General features: G+C 45.5%; 20 protein-coding genes. 11 read left to right on the forward strand and 9 right to left on the reverse strand.

All coding sequences use genetic code 11. The features are described 5' to 3' along the window. The first annotated feature begins 30 nt into the window (after positions 1–30). Positions 31–387, forward strand: coding sequence for an ASCH domain-containing protein (locus HW988_RS10930; protein WP_181604308.1), 357 nt, complete (start codon positions 31–33; stop codon positions 385–387). Between the two features lie 362 nt (positions 388–749). Here the strand turns inward: HW988_RS10930 and HW988_RS10935 are convergent, their stop codons facing one another. Together HW988_RS10935 and HW988_RS10940 are read right to left on the reverse strand one after the other, a co-directional pair. Continuing rightward, a complete protein-coding gene (locus HW988_RS10935) occupies positions 750–1,040 on the reverse strand; it encodes a hypothetical protein (RefSeq protein WP_181604309.1) in 291 nt (96 codons plus the stop codon). A 122-nt stretch (positions 1,041–1,162) separates the two neighbouring features. Beyond that, positions 1,163–1,714: a hemerythrin domain-containing protein gene (locus HW988_RS10940; RefSeq protein WP_181604310.1), complete on the reverse strand. Its 552-nt coding sequence runs from the start codon at positions 1,712–1,714 to the stop codon at positions 1,163–1,165. Between the two features lie 366 nt (positions 1,715–2,080). Here HW988_RS10940 and HW988_RS10945 point away from each other — a divergent pair, with 366 nt between their 5' ends. Next, on the forward strand, positions 2,081–2,353 hold the full coding sequence (locus HW988_RS10945) for a hypothetical protein (RefSeq protein ID WP_181604311.1): 273 nt from the start codon (positions 2,081–2,083) through the stop codon (positions 2,351–2,353). A 120-nt stretch (positions 2,354–2,473) separates the two neighbouring features. Continuing rightward, complete coding sequence (gene gstA / locus HW988_RS10950) at positions 2,474–3,082, forward strand: glutathione transferase GstA (RefSeq protein ID WP_181604312.1); 609 nt, start codon at positions 2,474–2,476, stop codon at positions 3,080–3,082. A gap of 52 nt (positions 3,083–3,134) precedes the next feature. Here gstA and HW988_RS10955 read toward each other — a convergent pair whose 3' ends face one another. From HW988_RS10955 to HW988_RS10975, 5 genes are all read right to left on the reverse strand, one after another. Then, positions 3,135–3,404: a hypothetical protein gene (locus HW988_RS10955; RefSeq protein WP_181604313.1), complete on the reverse strand. Its 270-nt coding sequence runs from the start codon at positions 3,402–3,404 to the stop codon at positions 3,135–3,137. Positions 3,405–3,524: 120 nt separating this feature from the next. Next, entirely contained in the window at positions 3,525–4,118 is a 594-nt protein-coding gene (locus HW988_RS10960; protein ID WP_181604314.1) for a hypothetical protein, read from the reverse strand. A gap of 14 nt (positions 4,119–4,132) precedes the next feature. Continuing rightward, positions 4,133–4,687: a hypothetical protein gene (locus HW988_RS10965; protein ID WP_181604315.1), complete on the reverse strand. Its 555-nt coding sequence runs from the start codon at positions 4,685–4,687 to the stop codon at positions 4,133–4,135. Positions 4,688–4,830: 143 nt separating this feature from the next. Further along, entirely contained in the window at positions 4,831–5,610 is a 780-nt protein-coding gene (locus tag HW988_RS10970; protein WP_181604316.1) for a trypsin-like serine protease, read from the reverse strand. Between the two features lie 80 nt (positions 5,611–5,690). After that, positions 5,691–6,041, reverse strand: coding sequence for a hypothetical protein (locus HW988_RS10975; RefSeq protein ID WP_181604317.1), 351 nt, complete (start codon positions 6,039–6,041; stop codon positions 5,691–5,693). 172 nt (positions 6,042–6,213) lie between these two features. Here HW988_RS10975 and HW988_RS10980 point away from each other — a divergent pair, with 172 nt between their 5' ends. Further along, positions 6,214–7,335: a hypothetical protein gene (locus HW988_RS10980; RefSeq protein ID WP_181604318.1), complete on the forward strand. Its 1,122-nt coding sequence runs from the start codon at positions 6,214–6,216 to the stop codon at positions 7,333–7,335. Between the two features lie 15 nt (positions 7,336–7,350). Here HW988_RS10980 and HW988_RS10985 read toward each other — a convergent pair whose 3' ends face one another. Next, a complete protein-coding gene (locus tag HW988_RS10985; RefSeq protein WP_181604319.1) occupies positions 7,351–8,310 on the reverse strand; it encodes a hydrogen peroxide-inducible genes activator in 960 nt (319 codons plus the stop codon). 178 nt (positions 8,311–8,488) lie between these two features. Between HW988_RS10985 and ahpC the strand changes: the two genes are divergently transcribed. The 4 genes from ahpC (at position 8,489) to HW988_RS11005 (ending at position 12,393) form a co-directional block, all read left to right on the forward strand. Continuing rightward, a complete protein-coding gene (gene ahpC / locus HW988_RS10990) occupies positions 8,489–9,055 on the forward strand; it encodes an alkyl hydroperoxide reductase subunit C (RefSeq protein ID WP_181604320.1) in 567 nt (188 codons plus the stop codon). A gap of 142 nt (positions 9,056–9,197) precedes the next feature. After that, positions 9,198–10,772, forward strand: a complete 1,575-nt coding sequence (ahpF, locus tag HW988_RS10995) for an alkyl hydroperoxide reductase subunit F (protein ID WP_181604321.1) — start codon at positions 9,198–9,200, stop codon at positions 10,770–10,772. A 149-nt stretch (positions 10,773–10,921) separates the two neighbouring features. Continuing rightward, positions 10,922–11,602, forward strand: a complete 681-nt coding sequence (locus HW988_RS11000; protein ID WP_181604322.1) for a DUF2259 domain-containing protein — start codon at positions 10,922–10,924, stop codon at positions 11,600–11,602. A gap of 74 nt (positions 11,603–11,676) precedes the next feature. After that, positions 11,677–12,393, forward strand: a complete 717-nt coding sequence (locus HW988_RS11005) for a VC0807 family protein (RefSeq protein ID WP_181604323.1) — start codon at positions 11,677–11,679, stop codon at positions 12,391–12,393. Here HW988_RS11005 and HW988_RS11010 read toward each other — a convergent pair. Next, positions 12,390–13,121 (reverse strand): hypothetical protein, encoded by a 732-nt coding sequence (locus HW988_RS11010; RefSeq protein ID WP_181604324.1) that lies wholly within the window; start codon positions 13,119–13,121, stop codon positions 12,390–12,392. The two genes, HW988_RS11005 and HW988_RS11010, sit on opposite strands and share 4 nt — an antisense overlap. Positions 13,122–13,230: 109 nt before the next feature. Here HW988_RS11010 and sohB point away from each other — a divergent pair, with 109 nt between their 5' ends. From sohB to HW988_RS11025, 3 genes are read left to right on the forward strand one after another with little or no spacing between them, the layout of a single operon-like run. Continuing rightward, a complete protein-coding gene (sohB, locus tag HW988_RS11015) occupies positions 13,231–14,250 on the forward strand; it encodes a protease SohB (RefSeq protein WP_181604325.1) in 1,020 nt (339 codons plus the stop codon). 15 nt (positions 14,251–14,265) lie between these two features. Further along, the gene (locus HW988_RS11020; protein WP_181604326.1) at positions 14,266–15,237 is read left to right on the forward strand and encodes an ABC transporter ATP-binding protein; all 972 of its coding nucleotides are present in this window, start codon (positions 14,266–14,268) and stop codon (positions 15,235–15,237) included. Positions 15,238–15,249: 12 nt separating this feature from the next. Beyond that, positions 15,250–16,236: an ABC transporter ATP-binding protein gene (locus tag HW988_RS11025; protein WP_181604327.1), complete on the forward strand. Its 987-nt coding sequence runs from the start codon at positions 15,250–15,252 to the stop codon at positions 16,234–16,236. Positions 16,237–16,254: the final 18 nt, after the last annotated feature.

A 16,254-nucleotide genomic window follows, 5' to 3' on the forward strand; every position in this document is an offset into this window, starting at 1 on the left:
CGATCACCAACCCAAATAGCGTCATCCTTGATGAAATATAATGCCCTTTCCATTGTTTGGCCGAACGGAAGTAAAATTGCGTCGGGCGAGAAAAAACTAGAGATCCGATCTTGGAAACCGCCCGAAGGTTTTCAAGGGGATTTGCTGATAGTGGAAAATCATAACTTTTTGCGCAAAGAGGGCGAAATCGATCCCGCCGGCAAACCTGTTGCGCTGGTTAAAATTAAAAACGTTCGCCCCTTCATGGCTGGGGATTTATTGGATGCGTGTTGGGATAAATGGGAACCTGGGTTGTTTGCTTGGGAAGTCACTGATGTACGCCCGATTAAATCAGACAAGGTGGCGGTCGCGGCAAGGAAGATTTACGAACTGGAGATCGACCTATAATCTTGAATGATTGTTGCCCCAAAGATGTGCTTTCACACTCAACAACCACTGTGAGGAGCCAGTTTCCATGAACATTTATGATTTTATTACGGCACAACAACAGCATTCAAATGATCCCCCACCTATCACAAGAAGAGTTCATGCAGACACTACTGCGAACAACAGTTGTTTCTTTTTACCGTTTTACGCAATCAACTAGCTCCCGATGTTTCTTTAAGGTTGGGAACCTTCGCCATGCAATTTCATACGATCGGTAAAGACTTGCAGATAGCTTATGATGTCAAATTCGACAGGCCTAACCACCATAAAAAAAGGACGATGGTTTAAGCCATCGTCCTTTTTTATTTTGAAGTGTCTGATAATTATCTTCTTAAAGTGTTATTGTCTGTCGTGGATTCGTCTTCCATCGCTCTGCGACCGAAATCATTCAAATCAAGAGAGTTCGAAGGACGCGATACCCGTGGGTTCGTTGGCATCGCTGAAACATCATCGCGAGCCCAAGGATCAGATGATTTAGGATGACGAGTATTAATATTCTCTGAATTAGATGGGGGTGGGTAAGGCTTATTTTTACTTTTGCTATAATCTGCCGCCATTGATGTGCTTGAGGCGATAACGAAAATAGATGTGAGGACAAGACCTTTCAATTTCATATTTGCTCCTTTTATTAGCTCCCTCATCGTCCATGAAATACGGGGCTTTGAGCAGCCGGATCTTATTTTTATTTTCAAAAAACAAGAGAACACATTCCCGGCTGCCAAATGCCAGCCCACAACTAATGAATTTCAGAATTTCGATCTGATTCATGCGGAGTTTCTTGCCCGCCTTTTTCCAAGTATTGAACTTTCAGAGCCAGGAATTTTTCACCCAACTGCATCCGCTCCTGAGCTTCAGAGTTCTTTCTGAACTCTGGTAAAAGATCTTCTTCCTCTTCCTCAATATGATGCTCAACCAATTCAGCCAGCACTTTGATTTTTGCCCCGATCTCATCTGGGTCTTCGGTGCGCATGATCTCTTCACAAAGTTGGTCGGCCAGTTGATGCTCAACGTCTCCTTCAAAACCATCTTCCCGGAGCTCTTCATTGCCTTTCATATAAACGTAGAGACTTTGCTCTTCGGGTTTTGCGTGACAGACTAACAGTGGAGCAAACTCGGCGAAAGCATCTTCACGAGCCGCCAGATCTTTGTCCGAGTCCTTCATGATTTTAATAAGCTCTTTCAGTGGTTTATGGTCTTCCAGAATCATTTCAACGATGTCGTCTTGTTTCGAAAACTCTTTGCCACCCTGCCATTGATTACTTTGCTGCTGATGATGATGTTGTGCCATGGAATATTCCCCCTTGCTGAGTGTGATCTATTTTTTACCATCCGATTTCGTACGATTGTGAGTTGTCGCCTGTGAGTGATTGACGAGTGTTTCCCTCACATCCGCCCCTTGATTTTCTGTACGGAATGCTTCCCCATCAATCTGAGATTGTATGATTTTCTCTCTCAGAGCGGGGCCTCGTACTGTGGTAGGTCGCTGTCCGTTACGTGAGTTTGAATTTTTCATAGATGTCTCCTTGGTCCACAGTATAACGCCGCCCTGGCTGCAGAGGATTTCAAAGTGATTGTTTTTACTCACTCGGCTAAGGGCTGTAAATCCATCGTGTAGATGTTGCTTGAAACAGGACTTCTCTGAAAGAATAGATCAATGGAAGATTTTGAAACGGTCCAATCAATTCCGTCCCCGTTAGAAACGATGCAAGCGCTGGGGTTTGACTACAGTGTAGGTGCCTTGGTTGGCGCAACTATTTTCGGAATCATCGGTATCTGGCTATTTCGCAAAGGCCGTCGCGAAGCCCACCTTCCGAACGTTGCTGTCGGTGTAGGACTGATGGTTTACCCTCTCTTCGTCACGAGCACTCTTTATACCTGGGTCGTGGGAACTCTGCTGTGCGGTATCGCTTATTATTATTGGCCCTAAGCAAATCATCGCTCCTCTCACTTTGACGCTCGACAAGATTGAATCTTTACATCTGTATCAGTTACTGATACATTAATGCTGCTTTCGATATTCGTTATTAATCAACAAAGGAACATTTCAATGAATTTGTTTTATTCTCCAGGAGCATGCGCCCTTGCTTCTCAAATTGCTCTTCGTGAAGCTGGTTTAAACTTTGAACTCATTAAAGTAGATCTTAAAGCGAAAGAATACTCTGGCGGCGACTATAAAAAAATCAATCCAAAGGGTTACATCCCCGCTTTGCAACTTCCTAACGGTCATTTGATGACCGAAGGCGCTGTGATCTTGCAATGGATCGCGGACCAAGTACCCGAGAAAAATCTTCTGCCAAAATATGGGACCATGGAACGCTATAAAGCGATGGAGTGGTTAAACTTCATCGCAACGGAAATTCATAAAGGTTTGGGTTCATTATTCGGTGGCGCCGTGATGAATGAAGAAACCAAAGAGCAAATCAAAGGCAAAGTGCAATTGCGCTTAGCTGTTTTGGATCAACATCTGCAACAAAATCCATTTATTTTGGGAGAGAATTTCTCTGTAGCTGATGCCTATGCTTACAACGTTCTTCGTTGGACAGGTTTGGTTGGCGTGGACATTGCTCAACACAAAGCTTTGCAAAACTTCATCAGCAAAATGGCTGATCGTCCGACAGTAAAAGAAGCTGTTGCAGCGGAAGGTATTCGTCTTTAATTAAAAAGAGCGCAGGCAACTGCGCTCTTTTTTCCCAAGTTTTCAAACCGGGTCAATGTCTTGGATTCTTCTCGATCTCGATATTGATATCTTTCTGATTCCAATCTTCTTTTTGATCGAAATCCATATCATCCGGTTCTAATTCGTCAGTGTTGAAATCTTCGTTTTGCGAAACTGCCTGTTTAATCTGACGAGCGTCTTGTTTAGGAGCTTCTTTTCCGGCAGGCTGCACAGTACTTTTATCTGCGCCCCTTTCCAGCTCCTCGGATTTCAAACTTCGATTCTGCTGATTCTGCCCGGATTGTTGATCTTGGGTAGCCATAAAGACCTCCTAGAAAAGTAACTGGTTCGGTCATCATATACCCAAAAAAAATGAGGACTGTTTTTTCAGTCCTCATTCCCAGGCTATAGGCCAATATATTTCAGATTTAAAAGCGAGGGACTAGTAACGAGTGTTGCGCTCGCGTTGCTTTTTCAAAGCCATCGTAAAAGGACCACCACAGATATTCTCGGTGCCGTTGTCTCTTAGAACGATAGTCGCTGTTTTCTTACGACGCGGAGATTGCTCGACAACACGTTGCAATGTATTGCTGCGAGCCGCTTGCAGTTCCGTACCTTGCTCATTCACCAAACGAGTTTGATTGATGGTGAAGCTTGCACCATTTACCGTGTAAGTTCCCATACCAAACATCAAACAGTTACGCATGCAACGGTAGTCTGCGCTGATTTCTTGGGAATAATTGCCATCAGGATTTAAAGTAAAGCTAATGCTCGTACCCAAGATACGGTCCGTAGCCCACTCATTATCACAACGAATAGTGGCATTGTAAGTGCCGGGCTCGATCACATTTTGATCGCCATAACCGCCACCAATATTTGGTGGATACTGATTTTGATCATAAGGACCAATGACAGTTGGCTGCGGATAAACAGCGTTATCAGGATTACCACCGCCGCCGCCACCGGAATTCCCAGTACAAGCTACCATAGCTACCGAAACGATCATCAAAGAAAAAACAGACTTCATAGTATTCATAATTTTCTCCGCAGTTAGCGACGTTGAGAGCCGCCGTCTTTAGTCAAATATAATTCCATCGGGCCACCGCACATATTGTTGCTGCCCTTATCAACCAGAACAATCAAACCGGATTTTCTGGATGTGACAGGACTGAACTTGCGAGTGTACGTATTGTTGCGAACACCTTGCACGATCGCCCGGTTATTCGAAACAATTTGGCGTTGGTTAAACGTCATGCCTTCAACAGAAGAAAGAAATGTGCCTTCACCACGCATGTAACAATCTTGTCTGCAACGTCTTTCAAGACTGATGATCTCTTGAATATAGCTGCCGTTTCGTTTCAAAGTGAACTTCATCGCGATATCCGGAAGATTCTGTGTCGCTGTTTCATCGGCACAATTGACAGCCACACTGTAAGTACCTGGCTCATCGGCCATTTGGTATCCGCCATATGGAGCACCTGATTGGTCTGACGGAGTGACTACTTGCTCTGCTGTATTGTCTTTACCGTCATTGGATTTTGAGTCACAACCAACGACGGCTAAAGTCACAACCATCACCGAAACTAACGATTTAAATGTGTTCACAGCGCGCTCCGATTATTAGTTAGAGAAACAACACGCGCAATTTATACCATACAATGTAAAAAGCCTCAGGCTTCCCCGAGGCTCTTTGCAATGCTTTCCTGATTGTACAAACTTTGGACAGGTGGGCCCTGCTCTAAAAGCCTCTAAAGCTCTTTAATCGTTTTACGGATCCAAGTCAGCTGGGACTTTACATAAACTGATCCGGCTATTTGACCGCAAGGATTTTTACTTGGGCCTTCGACATAAGAATTGACCCCAATAAGTTGCATCTCATTGCCCACCTGGACAAACACCGGCCCACCTGAATCACCACTGCAAACGCCGTTGTGAGGCTGTTGGATTATCAGTATTGAGTTATTGCGAATACGAACGTCATCTAAGTCTTTCGTGGTCGTACGCAAATATCCAGCATCGGTACCTTGGGAGCTCGTGATACCGTAACCAACCAAAGTCACTGTATCCGAAGTGACCTCCTGGGAACCGTCATAGATTTTACTGACCTTATAGTTAGACGGAATAGCCTTTTGCAAACGAACCAAACCTAGATCATATTGATCTGCGTCTTCCTCGTAGTCCTCGTGAGCCTTAAAAGATTTAGCCACAACAAGGTTGCCTTTTGTAATTGAATCTTCATCCAAAGCGTAACCCACTCTAACTCGCACAGCGCCTTTTACACAGTGAGCAGCTGTTAAAATAGTCGTTTTATCAATCGGCGTCCCCGTACAGAGATTGGTACCCCCGTTTTCGTATTTGATCTCAATCATCACGACTCGAGTTGCGACAGGATCATTGGCTTTGACCAATCGGCCCCCTACGATGCCAGTTGTATTTTGCTCCAAACTCACAGCACCAAGTTGGCTATTGGAATCCTTATCTGCACACGCACCTAGAAACAAGAATGGAAGAACAATTAAATATTTCATGCGAAGACGTATATCACAAAAATAAAAGAGCCTCGGAATTCCCAAGGCCCTTTGCAATGCTTATCTGAATGTAAAAAGATTTACCAGCCGACTTGCTGGCAATAATTCGTTCTTACGATGTAATTTAGAGCTGAGACCTGAGCTTTCAAACCCACTTGATCTTTTTCGACGTAAACGAATGTTTTACGGTCAACAGATTTGAACATCATCACGTTCTCGTCGGAGTTTTGGTAATCGTAATTGACCGTTTTAGTCACCAGTGTTTCACCATGACCGGTGATTTTCATTGTGATAGAATCGCGGCAGTCTTGAATCAAAGTGACTGTGTCTGCCCCTTGAAGATCTCCCGACGTGATGGGACAACGATAAACTCCCGCCATCGAAGTTGAAGTAGCAAGCAATACGGCGGCCGTTAAAACCAAAGACTTCATACAAACTCCCTTTTGAAGATATCTATGAAGTCTATGGTGCGGGAAGAAGTGACTCGACGCCACCCCTTCTGCACCGTTACAATTATTTGATTACGGCAATGATTCTCCCCACATTTTATTGTCAGTGCCTGCGATAATACCTATCCTTAATTTATTAACTAAGGACTGAGCCATGCGCACTTCAACTTTGATGCTTTTATTTGCGACTCTTGTAGGTGTTACCTCTTTAGCAGCGGCCGATGAATCTGCGGTAACGACGAAGGGTGATGATAAACTGAGTATACCTGGTGTCGCCGATGTTGAAATCCCAGAGAATTGTTTTAAGGAAAAGACCAAAGTTACTTTGAATAAGACCGCACTTAAAGAAACTGTCGAAGACTTTAGTTCTATTTACGAAGGAAAAGATCGCATCCCCTATGAAATTCGCATCAACACGGGCAAAACACAGCCAACTTGTGCTTTTAAATTGAAAATGACTGTGCCGACTGATTTCACCAAGAAATCGACAGATAAGAATGCGGAGCCTGCCCTGTATGGCCAAGAATTCACTCACACAGAAACAGAAATCTACGACATCTTTCAAATCGTTACGGCCGACTTCGACGCTAAAAAAGAAACCTTGTCTGGCGAGATCTCGCCTAAACTTTTTACCAATGAAAGAACGAACGACAAATCTTACGAAGCGATTGTCGTCATTTCTCAAGACGTCAAATTCACGCCTCCGCAGCAAGATATTTTACCACTGCAAAAATCTGAAATCTTTAATGATGCTTATATTGTCGCTGATGCGCAGTTTGAACGCGACGACTTTAACTCAGCCAATCCTTCAGATGAAAAACGCAATGACATCCCAGTTGCGTTTCATCGAATCAAAGGCGGCAAAGGCACCATCATCGCTTTAAGAATGTTTGACCCGGGCGATACCGATGCAACTGATGATGAGCTGTTCGAGAAAATCACGATCTCGATGGAACAACTGAAACCCGGCACCTACATATTCGGTAAAGATAAGATCAAGGCCTACTATAGCAGAGGGGGCTCGGCTTGGCCCAATGCTCAATGTGGGTATATTCTTGATAATGGCACATTAACGATTGCTGATACTAAAGATGGAAGAACAGCGATCAGCATTTCAACAGAAGTGAAATGCAATAATCTCGCACCAAAGGGACCTTTTAAAATCCTGAAGCTCTATACGGCAAAGAAAATCACCGCAAAAGAAGTCACTCCTTGGATTGGCAAAAAAGGCGAGCACATTTACGACGAAACTTATATTAGAAAAGGAGCCATGTAATAATGGCTCCCCCATTTAGGCAATCGGAAGAACATCCAAGTCTTTAGGTTTAATTTTACGCAGATCCTCGGGGATCGCTTTTAAAATCGCCTCCCCCAAGGCATCGACTAATTCACTTTTATAATGCTCGCGACGACATACCAAACCGATTTCACGAGCTGGGATGGGGCGTTCGAATTGCACCACCTGACTGCGATCCCCCACCGTGTGGGTCGCAAGCTGGGGTAGCAAAGTATAACCGCCGTAAAGATCGACCAGGTTTTTCAAAGTTTCCAAGGAACCACTTTCGAACTTGTACTTACGTTCCGTGCCCTTTTTCTTTTTGATCGAGCACAGATCCAGGACTTGATTGCGCAAGCAGTGGCCTTCTTCTAAAAGCCAGATGTCATCCATTGATAAGGAATGATATTTGATCTTTTTCTGATTTGCATATTCATGGTTTTTATCGCACAACACATAGAACGGTTCATAGTACAGCGGATATTCAAACATCCCTGCGATCTGTGTAGGGGTTGCTAAGACTCCCACGTCGATTTCGTCTTTATTCAAGGCTTCGATAATTTGATCTGTCTGCATTTCTTTAATGTTGAGTTCCAGATCCGGAAGCATCTCCACGCAAACTGGTAAAAGTCGCGGCAACAAATACGGTGCAATTGTTGGAATGATCGCAACGGTCAAAGTCCCCTTACGAGATCCCTTTGTACCTTCCAATAAAATTGATTCAATTTTACGCGCTTCAAACAAGACCGTCTGCATTTGAGAAATAAGCTTTTTACCAGCATCCGTAAGCAAAATAGGTTTCTTAGAGCGGTCAAAAATCACCACTCCCAGTTCGTCTTCAAGCTTTTGAATTTGCATACTTAGAGTGGGCTGAGTCACATGGCAGGCCTCTGCGGCCTTCGCAAAGTGTCCATACTTATGGACAGCCATCACATATTCGAGCTGCGTCAAAGAAAAGTTCACCTTTAATTTCACCGTAAACCCCTTGTCTTATAAGGATTCTACGCCGATAGATAAAATCTATCAAGGTATATTTATAATCTATTTTACTAATGGTCTAAGATCTTCTAGTCTAACTGAGTAGCCGACGATTTAAAACGGTTTTGACCTGAAGAGGGTCCACAATAAACACCGCTATTCTTAAGGAGAATACATGCAAACATTGATCAACACGCAAGTGCCTGACTTTAAAGTACAAGCTTACCACCACAACGATTTCAAAACTGTTACGCAAAATGACCTTAAAGGTAAATGGTCTATTTTCTTCTTTTACCCAGCTGACTTTACATTCGTGTGCCCTACTGAACTAGGTGACATGGCTGATAAATACGCTGAATTCCAAAAATTGGGCGTAGAAGTTTACGGCGTATCTACAGACACTCATTTCACGCACAAAGCTTGGCATGATGCTTCTGATACAATCAAAAAAATCAAATACCCAATGTTGGCAGACCCTACATTCCAATTGACTCGCGCATTCGGCGTTCACATTGAAGAAGAAGGTTTGGCTTACCGTGGTACTTTCTTGGTAAACCCAGCTGGTAAAATCGTATTGGCTGAAGTTCAAGACAACGGCATCGGCCGTAACGCTGATGAGTTGTTCCGTAAAGTTCAAGCTGCTCAATACATCGCTGCAAATCCAGGCGAAGTTTGCCCAGCTAAATGGACTCCAGGTAAATCGACTTTGAAACCTGGCTTGGACCTAGTTGGCAAAATCTAACTTTTAGATTTTCGAACGTTCTGTTATCGGCTGGTGCGGCGGCTCTCTCCTCCGCACCGGCTCTCCATGTGACGATTTTAAAGGTCCTATTCAAATTTGGATGGCAGCTTTAAAGTCGTTTTTTATTAAGAGGAGGCTCTTTATGTTAGATCAATCACTCCGCGAACAGCTTGTTTCAGTCTTTGGCAAACTTGAAAAGCCAGTTGAACTCATCATCGAAAATAGCACACACGAAGATCACAAGGACCTTCTTGAAATGTTGAATGATGTTGCTGAGACATCTCCCAACATCACTGTTAAAGAAAATCCAGGCAGCAACTCCCCGGTTCCCGCTTTTCACATCGCTTATCAAGGCAAGCCCACAGGAATCTCTTTTAAAGGTATTCCGGGCGGCCACGAATTCACTTCGCTGATCCTGGCGATCTTAAACACCGACGGCAAAGGCAAATTGCTGGATAGCCTGCTTGCCGATCGCGTGAAGCGTTTGAAAAAAGGCATCACGGTTCAGACTTTCATGTCTTTGACTTGTGAAAACTGCCCTGAAGTCGTTCAAGCTTTGAACTTGATTACACTTGCTCACGGCAACATGAAGCACGAAGTGATCGATGGTGGCTATGTTCAGGATGAAGTTCAAAAATTGGGCATCCAAGGTGTACCAAGCCTGGCTGGTAACGGTAAAATGTTCCACTCCGGTCGTATCAGCGTTTTGGACCTGATTGAAAAATTAGAAAAAACATACGGCATTGACGAGAACGCTTCGACAGAACCCTCAGAGCCCGTGAACAAAAACTTGGGTCACTTTGATGTCCTGGTTGTTGGTGGCGGTCCTGCGGGCGCTTCGGCTGCAATCTATTCTGTTCGCAAGGGCTTAAGTACTGCGTTGATCACCGAAAAAATCGGTGGCCAGGTTCAAGAAACTAAAGGTATCGAGAACTTAATTGGTGTGACTTACACTGAAGGTCCTCAGTTGGCAGCGCAATTGAACCAACACGTGGCCAGCTACCCTGTTCGCGTTTTGGAAAACCGCCGTGTGAAAACGATCAAAACTGAAGGCAAGATCAAAACGGTCGAGCTTGAAAGCGGCGAACACCTGGTTGCGGATTCTATCATCGTCACAACGGGCGCGAAATGGCGCGAGCTTGGTGTTGAAGGTGAAAAAGAATATATGGGTCGTGGTGTGGCGTACTGCCCTCACTGTGATGGACCTTTTTATAAAGGCAAAAAAGTTGCAGTTATCGGCGGAGGAAACTCTGGCGTGGAAGCAGCGATTGACCTTGCGGGGATCGTTCGCGAAGTGGTTGTTATCGAATACAACAACGAACTGAAAGCGGACCGTATCTTGGTGGATAAACTTAAATCATTGCCAAACGTTTCTGTGATCACAGGAGCGAAAACGGAAAAAGTTTTGGGTGATGGTCAAAAGGTTCATCAATTGGAATACACAGACCGCACGACTGGCAAACTTGAAAAATTGGATCTTGATGGTGTGTTCGTCCAAATCGGCCTGGTTCCCAATAGCCAATTCCTAAAAGGCACCGTGGAGCTGACGAAGTTCGGCGAAATCATCACCGATGAAAAATGCCGTACGAACGTTAAAGGCATTTACGCTGCCGGCGACGTGACGACGACTCCGTACAAACAAATCGTGATCGCCATGGGCGAAGGCGCGAAAGCTGCCTTGGCGGCGTTCGAAGATCGCATGTACGATCACGCCTAAGCAATCGTCGACCTAACGTTTACGATTCGTAAAGTTATTACCTGCGAAAACTCAAGGTGCGGCAGTTTTGCCGCGCTTTGATTCTGAAGTTCTCTTAGTTTTTGCCGCACCTGCGGTAAAAGATTTCTATCAACCAAATAGGAGTCTTTATGAAAAAACTTGTTCTTTCCCTGATCGCTCTTTCTTTCGCCGGCGTCACTGCACAAGCCGCTGACACACTTAAATTTCACAACCTTGGTTTTTCTACGGATGGTAAATACTATTCGTACGCGACATCGGCTGTTGGCGATGGCTCCGGTTACGGCTATGCGACTGTATTTATCAAACAAGTGGACGAATACGATCGCGGCGAAATCCTACGTGTTACACGTGACACAGAAGTTGATAATGACAGACTGGCACTTAAACTTGCGATTCAATCTGTGAACTTCACAAGCTTCGGTGGACTTATCCCATATGGAATCCGAGGCGAAACTCTGACTCCGACGGCAGACAAAGAAATCACACTCGATACCTATAATGCAAAATACCGCCTCCAACTAAAAACACTTCCTGCGCGCTTTCCGAATCCAACATGCAAAAATGACTGGGACGTCGCGAGCAGTCGCCTTGAACTAGCAGTGACGAAAACAGATTCTAAAGGAAAAAGCGAAACTCAGGTTTTATTTAGCGACTATTCTGAACCAGGAGCTCGCATCTGCGCACAAAACTATAAAATTGCACAAGTCATCCGTCACGACGACAAATTGATGCTGATCATTTCCTATGACAGCCCGGGATTTGAAGGCATGGACCACGACTTTGTCGTCATCTCTACAAAACTAGAATAGCCGCCCCCGGACTTGTTGGCTGACGCGGCATGCATCCTTGCATTTTGCCGCGAAGCCGACAAATATATCCCTCCATGACTGAAACCACTGCCTCCAACCAAAAACCTGAAAATAGCTGGCTCAACTTAATCTTTAACATTTTGTTGCCGGTTATGATCCTGAACAAACTGACTAAGCATATCGGTCCGATGAATGCTTTGGTTTTGGCACTGGCATTTCCGTTGATCTACGGGATCTACGATCTTCTTAAACGTAAAAAAGTAAATGCTTTCTCGATCCTCGGTTTATTAAACGTGGGTTTGACCGGTGGACTGGCAGTCATCGGAATTCACGGATTCTGGTTCGCAGTCAAAGAAGCTGCGTTCCCGTCTCTGGTAGGTCTTTTCGTCTTGGGATCAGCGTTCACTAAAAAACCCTTCATCGAAAGCTTGTTCCTAAACCCAGGCGTGATGAAAGTGGATCTGCTCGAAGAAAAATTAAGAGAGCACGGCAAACAAGCCGAATTCCACGATCACATGAGAAAAGCGACAATGTGGCTCTCCCTAAGTTTCGCATTTAGCGCTGTGCTAAATTTTGTGTTGGCAAGAAAGATCTTCCTAGATATCGACTCAACATTAGCAGCCGAAGCCCAATCCGTAATCTTAAACGAACAGATTGCCAAAATGACCACATGGTCCATGGCCATCATCATGGTTCCATCCATGATCTTCCTCTTAGGCATCTTCTGGTACCTAATGAAAGGCGTAAAAGCCTACGCCGGCCTAAGCACCGACGAACTCCTAAAATCCTAAAAATCACCCGACTCAAAGTTGCCTGGTGGAGGTGGCGGAGGTGGAATGAACTCACTGCCGGTACTGAAATCCCCAAAGCCCGTTGGCATTGGTGGAGGAGGTGGTGGTGGTACATCGCCGAAGTCCTCTGGGGAAACGTTCGGTGCTGGCACGTAGCCATCGCTAAAGTCATCAAATGTTGGTGGAGGTGGGAATGACGAGTTTCCAGGATTGAAACTGCCGCTGCTTCCCCCGCCGCCGCGACCCGTTCCTGAACTGCCCGCAGTTGAGGTTCCGAAGTTACGTTTCGCGAAATCAAAGCGTGGACGCTCCTGATCAAGTCCCAATTCTTGCGCCAAAGTCGGAAGACCTTTCGCTTCGCGGTCCAAGGCTTGATTCTTTGCGGACTGAGCTGCGAAAGCCTTGCGAGTTTCTTCGTAAGCTTGCTCTTCCGATTTCTTTTGTTTTTCCCAAGCGCGGTACTCAGGGCTGTTTTCGTCCATCAACGGTTCCGCTTTAGGTTTATTTTTTTTATAATCAGCCAGATCGCGGTCTTTTTCAGACGCCCACTGCTCCTGCTCCTCAAGGTAAGCGCGCTTCCCGCTTTCGCGAGCTTCGTCGAATCGGCTGAATTTACTTTGATGCTCAGCAAAACCGCGCAGGCGTTCCTCTTCCGCGTCCATGGCGTAAGCCAGAACTGAGGAAAAACTGAGACCTAAAATAAGCAGTAAACAGCGAGGAGGTTTCATTCTTGACCCAGTCTATCAGGAGGCTCCCTTTTTTTTGAGCAAACAAAAAAAGATGCTCGACCTTTGTCCAATAACTTAATAACGTAGGCCCTTGCATCAAGGAGCATCAATGGACGCAATGCAGAGCATCGGAATATTCGCCGCACAGACCTTTCTAATCCTCTTTGCTATTTTAGCGGTCATCATAGTCATCGCCGTTCTTGCTGCCAAAGCGGGCCACAAAACAGAAGTTGAAGTAGAACTTTTACATAAGAAATACAAAGGCTTCCGCAATCTCCTTAAAGCGCACACAATTTCCAAATCTGAGCGCAAAGAACTTAAGAAAAAACTTAAAGCAGAACGTAAAGCTCACGATGCAAAATCGCAGGGACACGAAAAGAAAATATTCGTGGTCGACTTTGAAGGCGACGTGAAGGCTTCGGCGGTTGAAAACCTGCGTGAAGAAATCACAGCGGTCCTGACTATCGCGACTCCGCAAGACGAAGTTGTCGTTCGCGTGGAAAGCCCGGGCGGCGTCGTTCACGGTTACGGCCTGGCGGCTTCCCAACTTTTGCGTGTACGTGAAAAAAACATTCCTTTGACTGTGTGCGTGGATAAAGTTGCGGCCTCTGGTGGCTACTTGATGTCTGTGACAGCTAACAAAATCCTATGCGCTCCTTTTGCGATCGTGGGTTCGATCGGCGTGGTGGCTCAGGTTCCAAATCTTCACCGCGTTTTGAAAAAACACGATGTGGACTTCAAAGAATACACCGCGGGCGAGTACAAACGCACCGTAAGCCTTTTGGGTGAGATCACTCCAAAAGGTGAAGAAAAGTTCAAACAGCAACTTGAAGACACGCACGTGTTGTTCAAGGGCTTTGTGGGCAAGTTCCGTCCACAACTTAATTTAGAAGAAGTAGCCACAGGCGAATACTGGTATGGCGAGCAAGCTATCACTAAGGGCTTAGTGGATGAAATTCGTACAAGCGATGATTACTTGATGACGTTGGCGGACCAACACCAAGTGATCAAAGTGAAGTTCGAACAAAAACAGTCTATCGGCGATAAACTGACAGGGATTTTAGGGAAAGCCATGAAAAAAGGCGCCCTTTCCATCGTCGAAGAACTAGAAACACGTCGTTTCCTTTAAAGAGGTACATAGATAGTGCAAGAAACTCCTGTTATCGAAGTCAAAAATCTTGAGACGACCTTCGTTACGAAGGCCGGCCCCTTCAAGGCCGTTAACAACATTTCTTATTCAATCAACAAAGGCCAAACCATGGGCATCGTCGGGGAATCTGGTTGCGGTAAATCCGTAACTTCATATTCCCTCATGCGATTGATTGAAAGACCTGGCACTGTTACAGGTGGTCAGGTTTTGCTGAACGGCCGCGATCTTTTGAAAATCAATGAAGCGCAAATGGAAGAAGTTCGCGGTGGCGAGATGGCCATGATCTTCCAGGAGCCGATGACAGCCTTGAATCCTGTTCTTACGATCGGTCGTCAAATGGACGAACAGATCATGCGCCATAAAAAGTGCACACAAAAAGAATCCAAAGACCGCGCGATTGAAATGCTTCGTCTGGTGGGTATTCCGTCGCCTGCTGAACGCTACAACTCTTACCCTCACCAACTCTCGGGCGGTATGAGACAACGTGCGATGATTGCGATGGCTTTGTCTTGCGATCCCATGTTTTTGATCGCCGATGAACCGACGACAGCTTTGGACGTAACGATCCAAGCGCAGATTTTGGAACTGATCCAAGGTCTACAACAAAAATTCAATATGACAGTGCAGTTCATCACTCATGACCTGGGCGTGATCTCGGAGATCTCGGACCGCGTGATGGTGATGTATGGCGGTCAATTCTGTGAACAAGCTGACACTCAAGAACTATTCCTAAATCCTCGCCATCCGTACACGGCGGCGTTGATTGCGTCTCGTCCAAAGTTTGGCGAGCGCGTGGCAAGACTTAGAACTATCGAAGGTTCTGTTCCTGCTCCTCACGAACTTCCTAAGGGTTGTCCGTTTACGAATCGCTGCCCGCGTGCCGTGAATGAATGTGCGGTTCTAAAACCACCTGTTGTTGAATTTAAACCTGGCCATACTGTGGCTTGCTTTAACCCGGTAGCTTAAGGAGTGATGCAGATGAACGAAGTCATTCTGGAAGCCAAAAATATCAAAAAGCACTTCCCGATCAAAAAAGGTTTTTTGATGCGCGAAGTGGCCAGCGTTAAAGCCGTCGACGATGTTTCTTTGATCGTACGCAAAGGTGAAACTTTGGGCCTGGTTGGAGAATCCGGTTGCGGTAAATCCACACTGGGTCGCACGTTGATTCGTCTTTACGAACCCACAGCCGGATCAATCAATTTTGAAGGTCAAGATTTCCTAAAACTATCTGGTGAACAGCTTCGTCAAAAACGTCGCGACATGCAGATGATCTTCCAAGATCCTTTTGCTTCTTTGGATCCGCGTATGACCGTGGGTCAAGCGATCCGCCAGCCAATGGACATCCACAACGTTGGAACCATGGAAGAGCGTGAAAAACGCGTTTTGGAATTGATTGAAGTTGTGGGTCTTAGAAAATCCACAGTGAATCGCTACCCGCATGAATTCTCTGGTGGTCAACGTCAGCGTATTTCTATTGCCCGCGCGATTGCTTTGAATCCTGAACTTATTATTTGTGACGAACCGGTTTCGGCGTTGGATGTTTCCATTCAAGCTCAGATCTTGAACTTGTTGGAAGACCTGCAACAGAAATTGGGTCTGACTTATATTTTCATCTCTCATGATCTTTCCGTGATTGAGCACATCTGTGATCGTATTGCGGTGATGTACCTGGGCAAGATCGTAGAAATCGCGGAACGCGATGAACTTTTCTCGAACCCACAACATCCTTACACCCAGGCGTTGATCGGTGCGATCCCACGCGTGGGCCACGGTAAGAAAATGATGAAGAAATCATTGGGTGGAGAAGTGCCAAGCCCCATCAATCCACCTTCAGGCTGCTCTTTCCATACACGCTGTCCGTATGTCATGGACGTTTGTAAGGAAAAGATCCCGGTTCTTGAGGGCGCTGGCACTCACCAAAAAGCATGCTGGTTGGATAAAGCACCCGTTATGCGGGCTGAATAATTTAGGTATCAACAAGGA

The organism is Bdellovibrio sp. KM01, assembly GCF_013752535.1.
In the GTDB taxonomy this organism is placed as follows: domain Bacteria; phylum Bdellovibrionota; class Bdellovibrionia; order Bdellovibrionales; family Bdellovibrionaceae; genus Bdellovibrio.

Excerpts from the sequence above, each read along its gene's own strand:
- HW988_RS10930 (WP_181604308.1), top strand. The coding sequence starts at position 31 with ATGAAATATAATGCCCTTTCCATTGTTTGGCCGAACGGAAGTAAAATT.
- HW988_RS10935 (WP_181604309.1), bottom strand. The coding sequence starts at position 1,040 with ATGAAATTGAAAGGTCTTGTCCTCACATCTATTTTCGTTATCGCCTCA.
- HW988_RS10940 (WP_181604310.1), bottom strand. The coding sequence starts at position 1,714 with ATGGCACAACATCATCATCAGCAGCAAAGTAATCAATGGCAGGGTGGC.
- HW988_RS10945 (WP_181604311.1), top strand. The coding sequence starts at position 2,081 with ATGGAAGATTTTGAAACGGTCCAATCAATTCCGTCCCCGTTAGAAACG.
- gstA (WP_181604312.1), top strand. The coding sequence starts at position 2,474 with ATGAATTTGTTTTATTCTCCAGGAGCATGCGCCCTTGCTTCTCAAATT.
- HW988_RS10955 (WP_181604313.1), bottom strand. The coding sequence starts at position 3,404 with ATGGCTACCCAAGATCAACAATCCGGGCAGAATCAGCAGAATCGAAGT.
- HW988_RS10960 (WP_181604314.1), bottom strand. The coding sequence starts at position 4,118 with ATGAATACTATGAAGTCTGTTTTTTCTTTGATGATCGTTTCGGTAGCT.
- HW988_RS10970 (WP_181604316.1), bottom strand. The coding sequence starts at position 5,610 with ATGAAATATTTAATTGTTCTTCCATTCTTGTTTCTAGGTGCGTGTGCA.
- HW988_RS10975 (WP_181604317.1), bottom strand. The coding sequence starts at position 6,041 with ATGAAGTCTTTGGTTTTAACGGCCGCCGTATTGCTTGCTACTTCAACT.
- HW988_RS10980 (WP_181604318.1), top strand. The coding sequence starts at position 6,214 with ATGCGCACTTCAACTTTGATGCTTTTATTTGCGACTCTTGTAGGTGTT.
- ahpC (WP_181604320.1), top strand. The coding sequence starts at position 8,489 with ATGCAAACATTGATCAACACGCAAGTGCCTGACTTTAAAGTACAAGCT.
- ahpF (WP_181604321.1), top strand. The coding sequence starts at position 9,198 with ATGTTAGATCAATCACTCCGCGAACAGCTTGTTTCAGTCTTTGGCAAA.
- HW988_RS11000 (WP_181604322.1), top strand. The coding sequence starts at position 10,922 with ATGAAAAAACTTGTTCTTTCCCTGATCGCTCTTTCTTTCGCCGGCGTC.
- HW988_RS11005 (WP_181604323.1), top strand. The coding sequence starts at position 11,677 with ATGACTGAAACCACTGCCTCCAACCAAAAACCTGAAAATAGCTGGCTC.
- HW988_RS11010 (WP_181604324.1), bottom strand. The coding sequence starts at position 13,121 with ATGAAACCTCCTCGCTGTTTACTGCTTATTTTAGGTCTCAGTTTTTCC.
- sohB (WP_181604325.1), top strand. The coding sequence starts at position 13,231 with ATGGACGCAATGCAGAGCATCGGAATATTCGCCGCACAGACCTTTCTA.
- HW988_RS11025 (WP_181604327.1), top strand. The coding sequence starts at position 15,250 with ATGAACGAAGTCATTCTGGAAGCCAAAAATATCAAAAAGCACTTCCCG.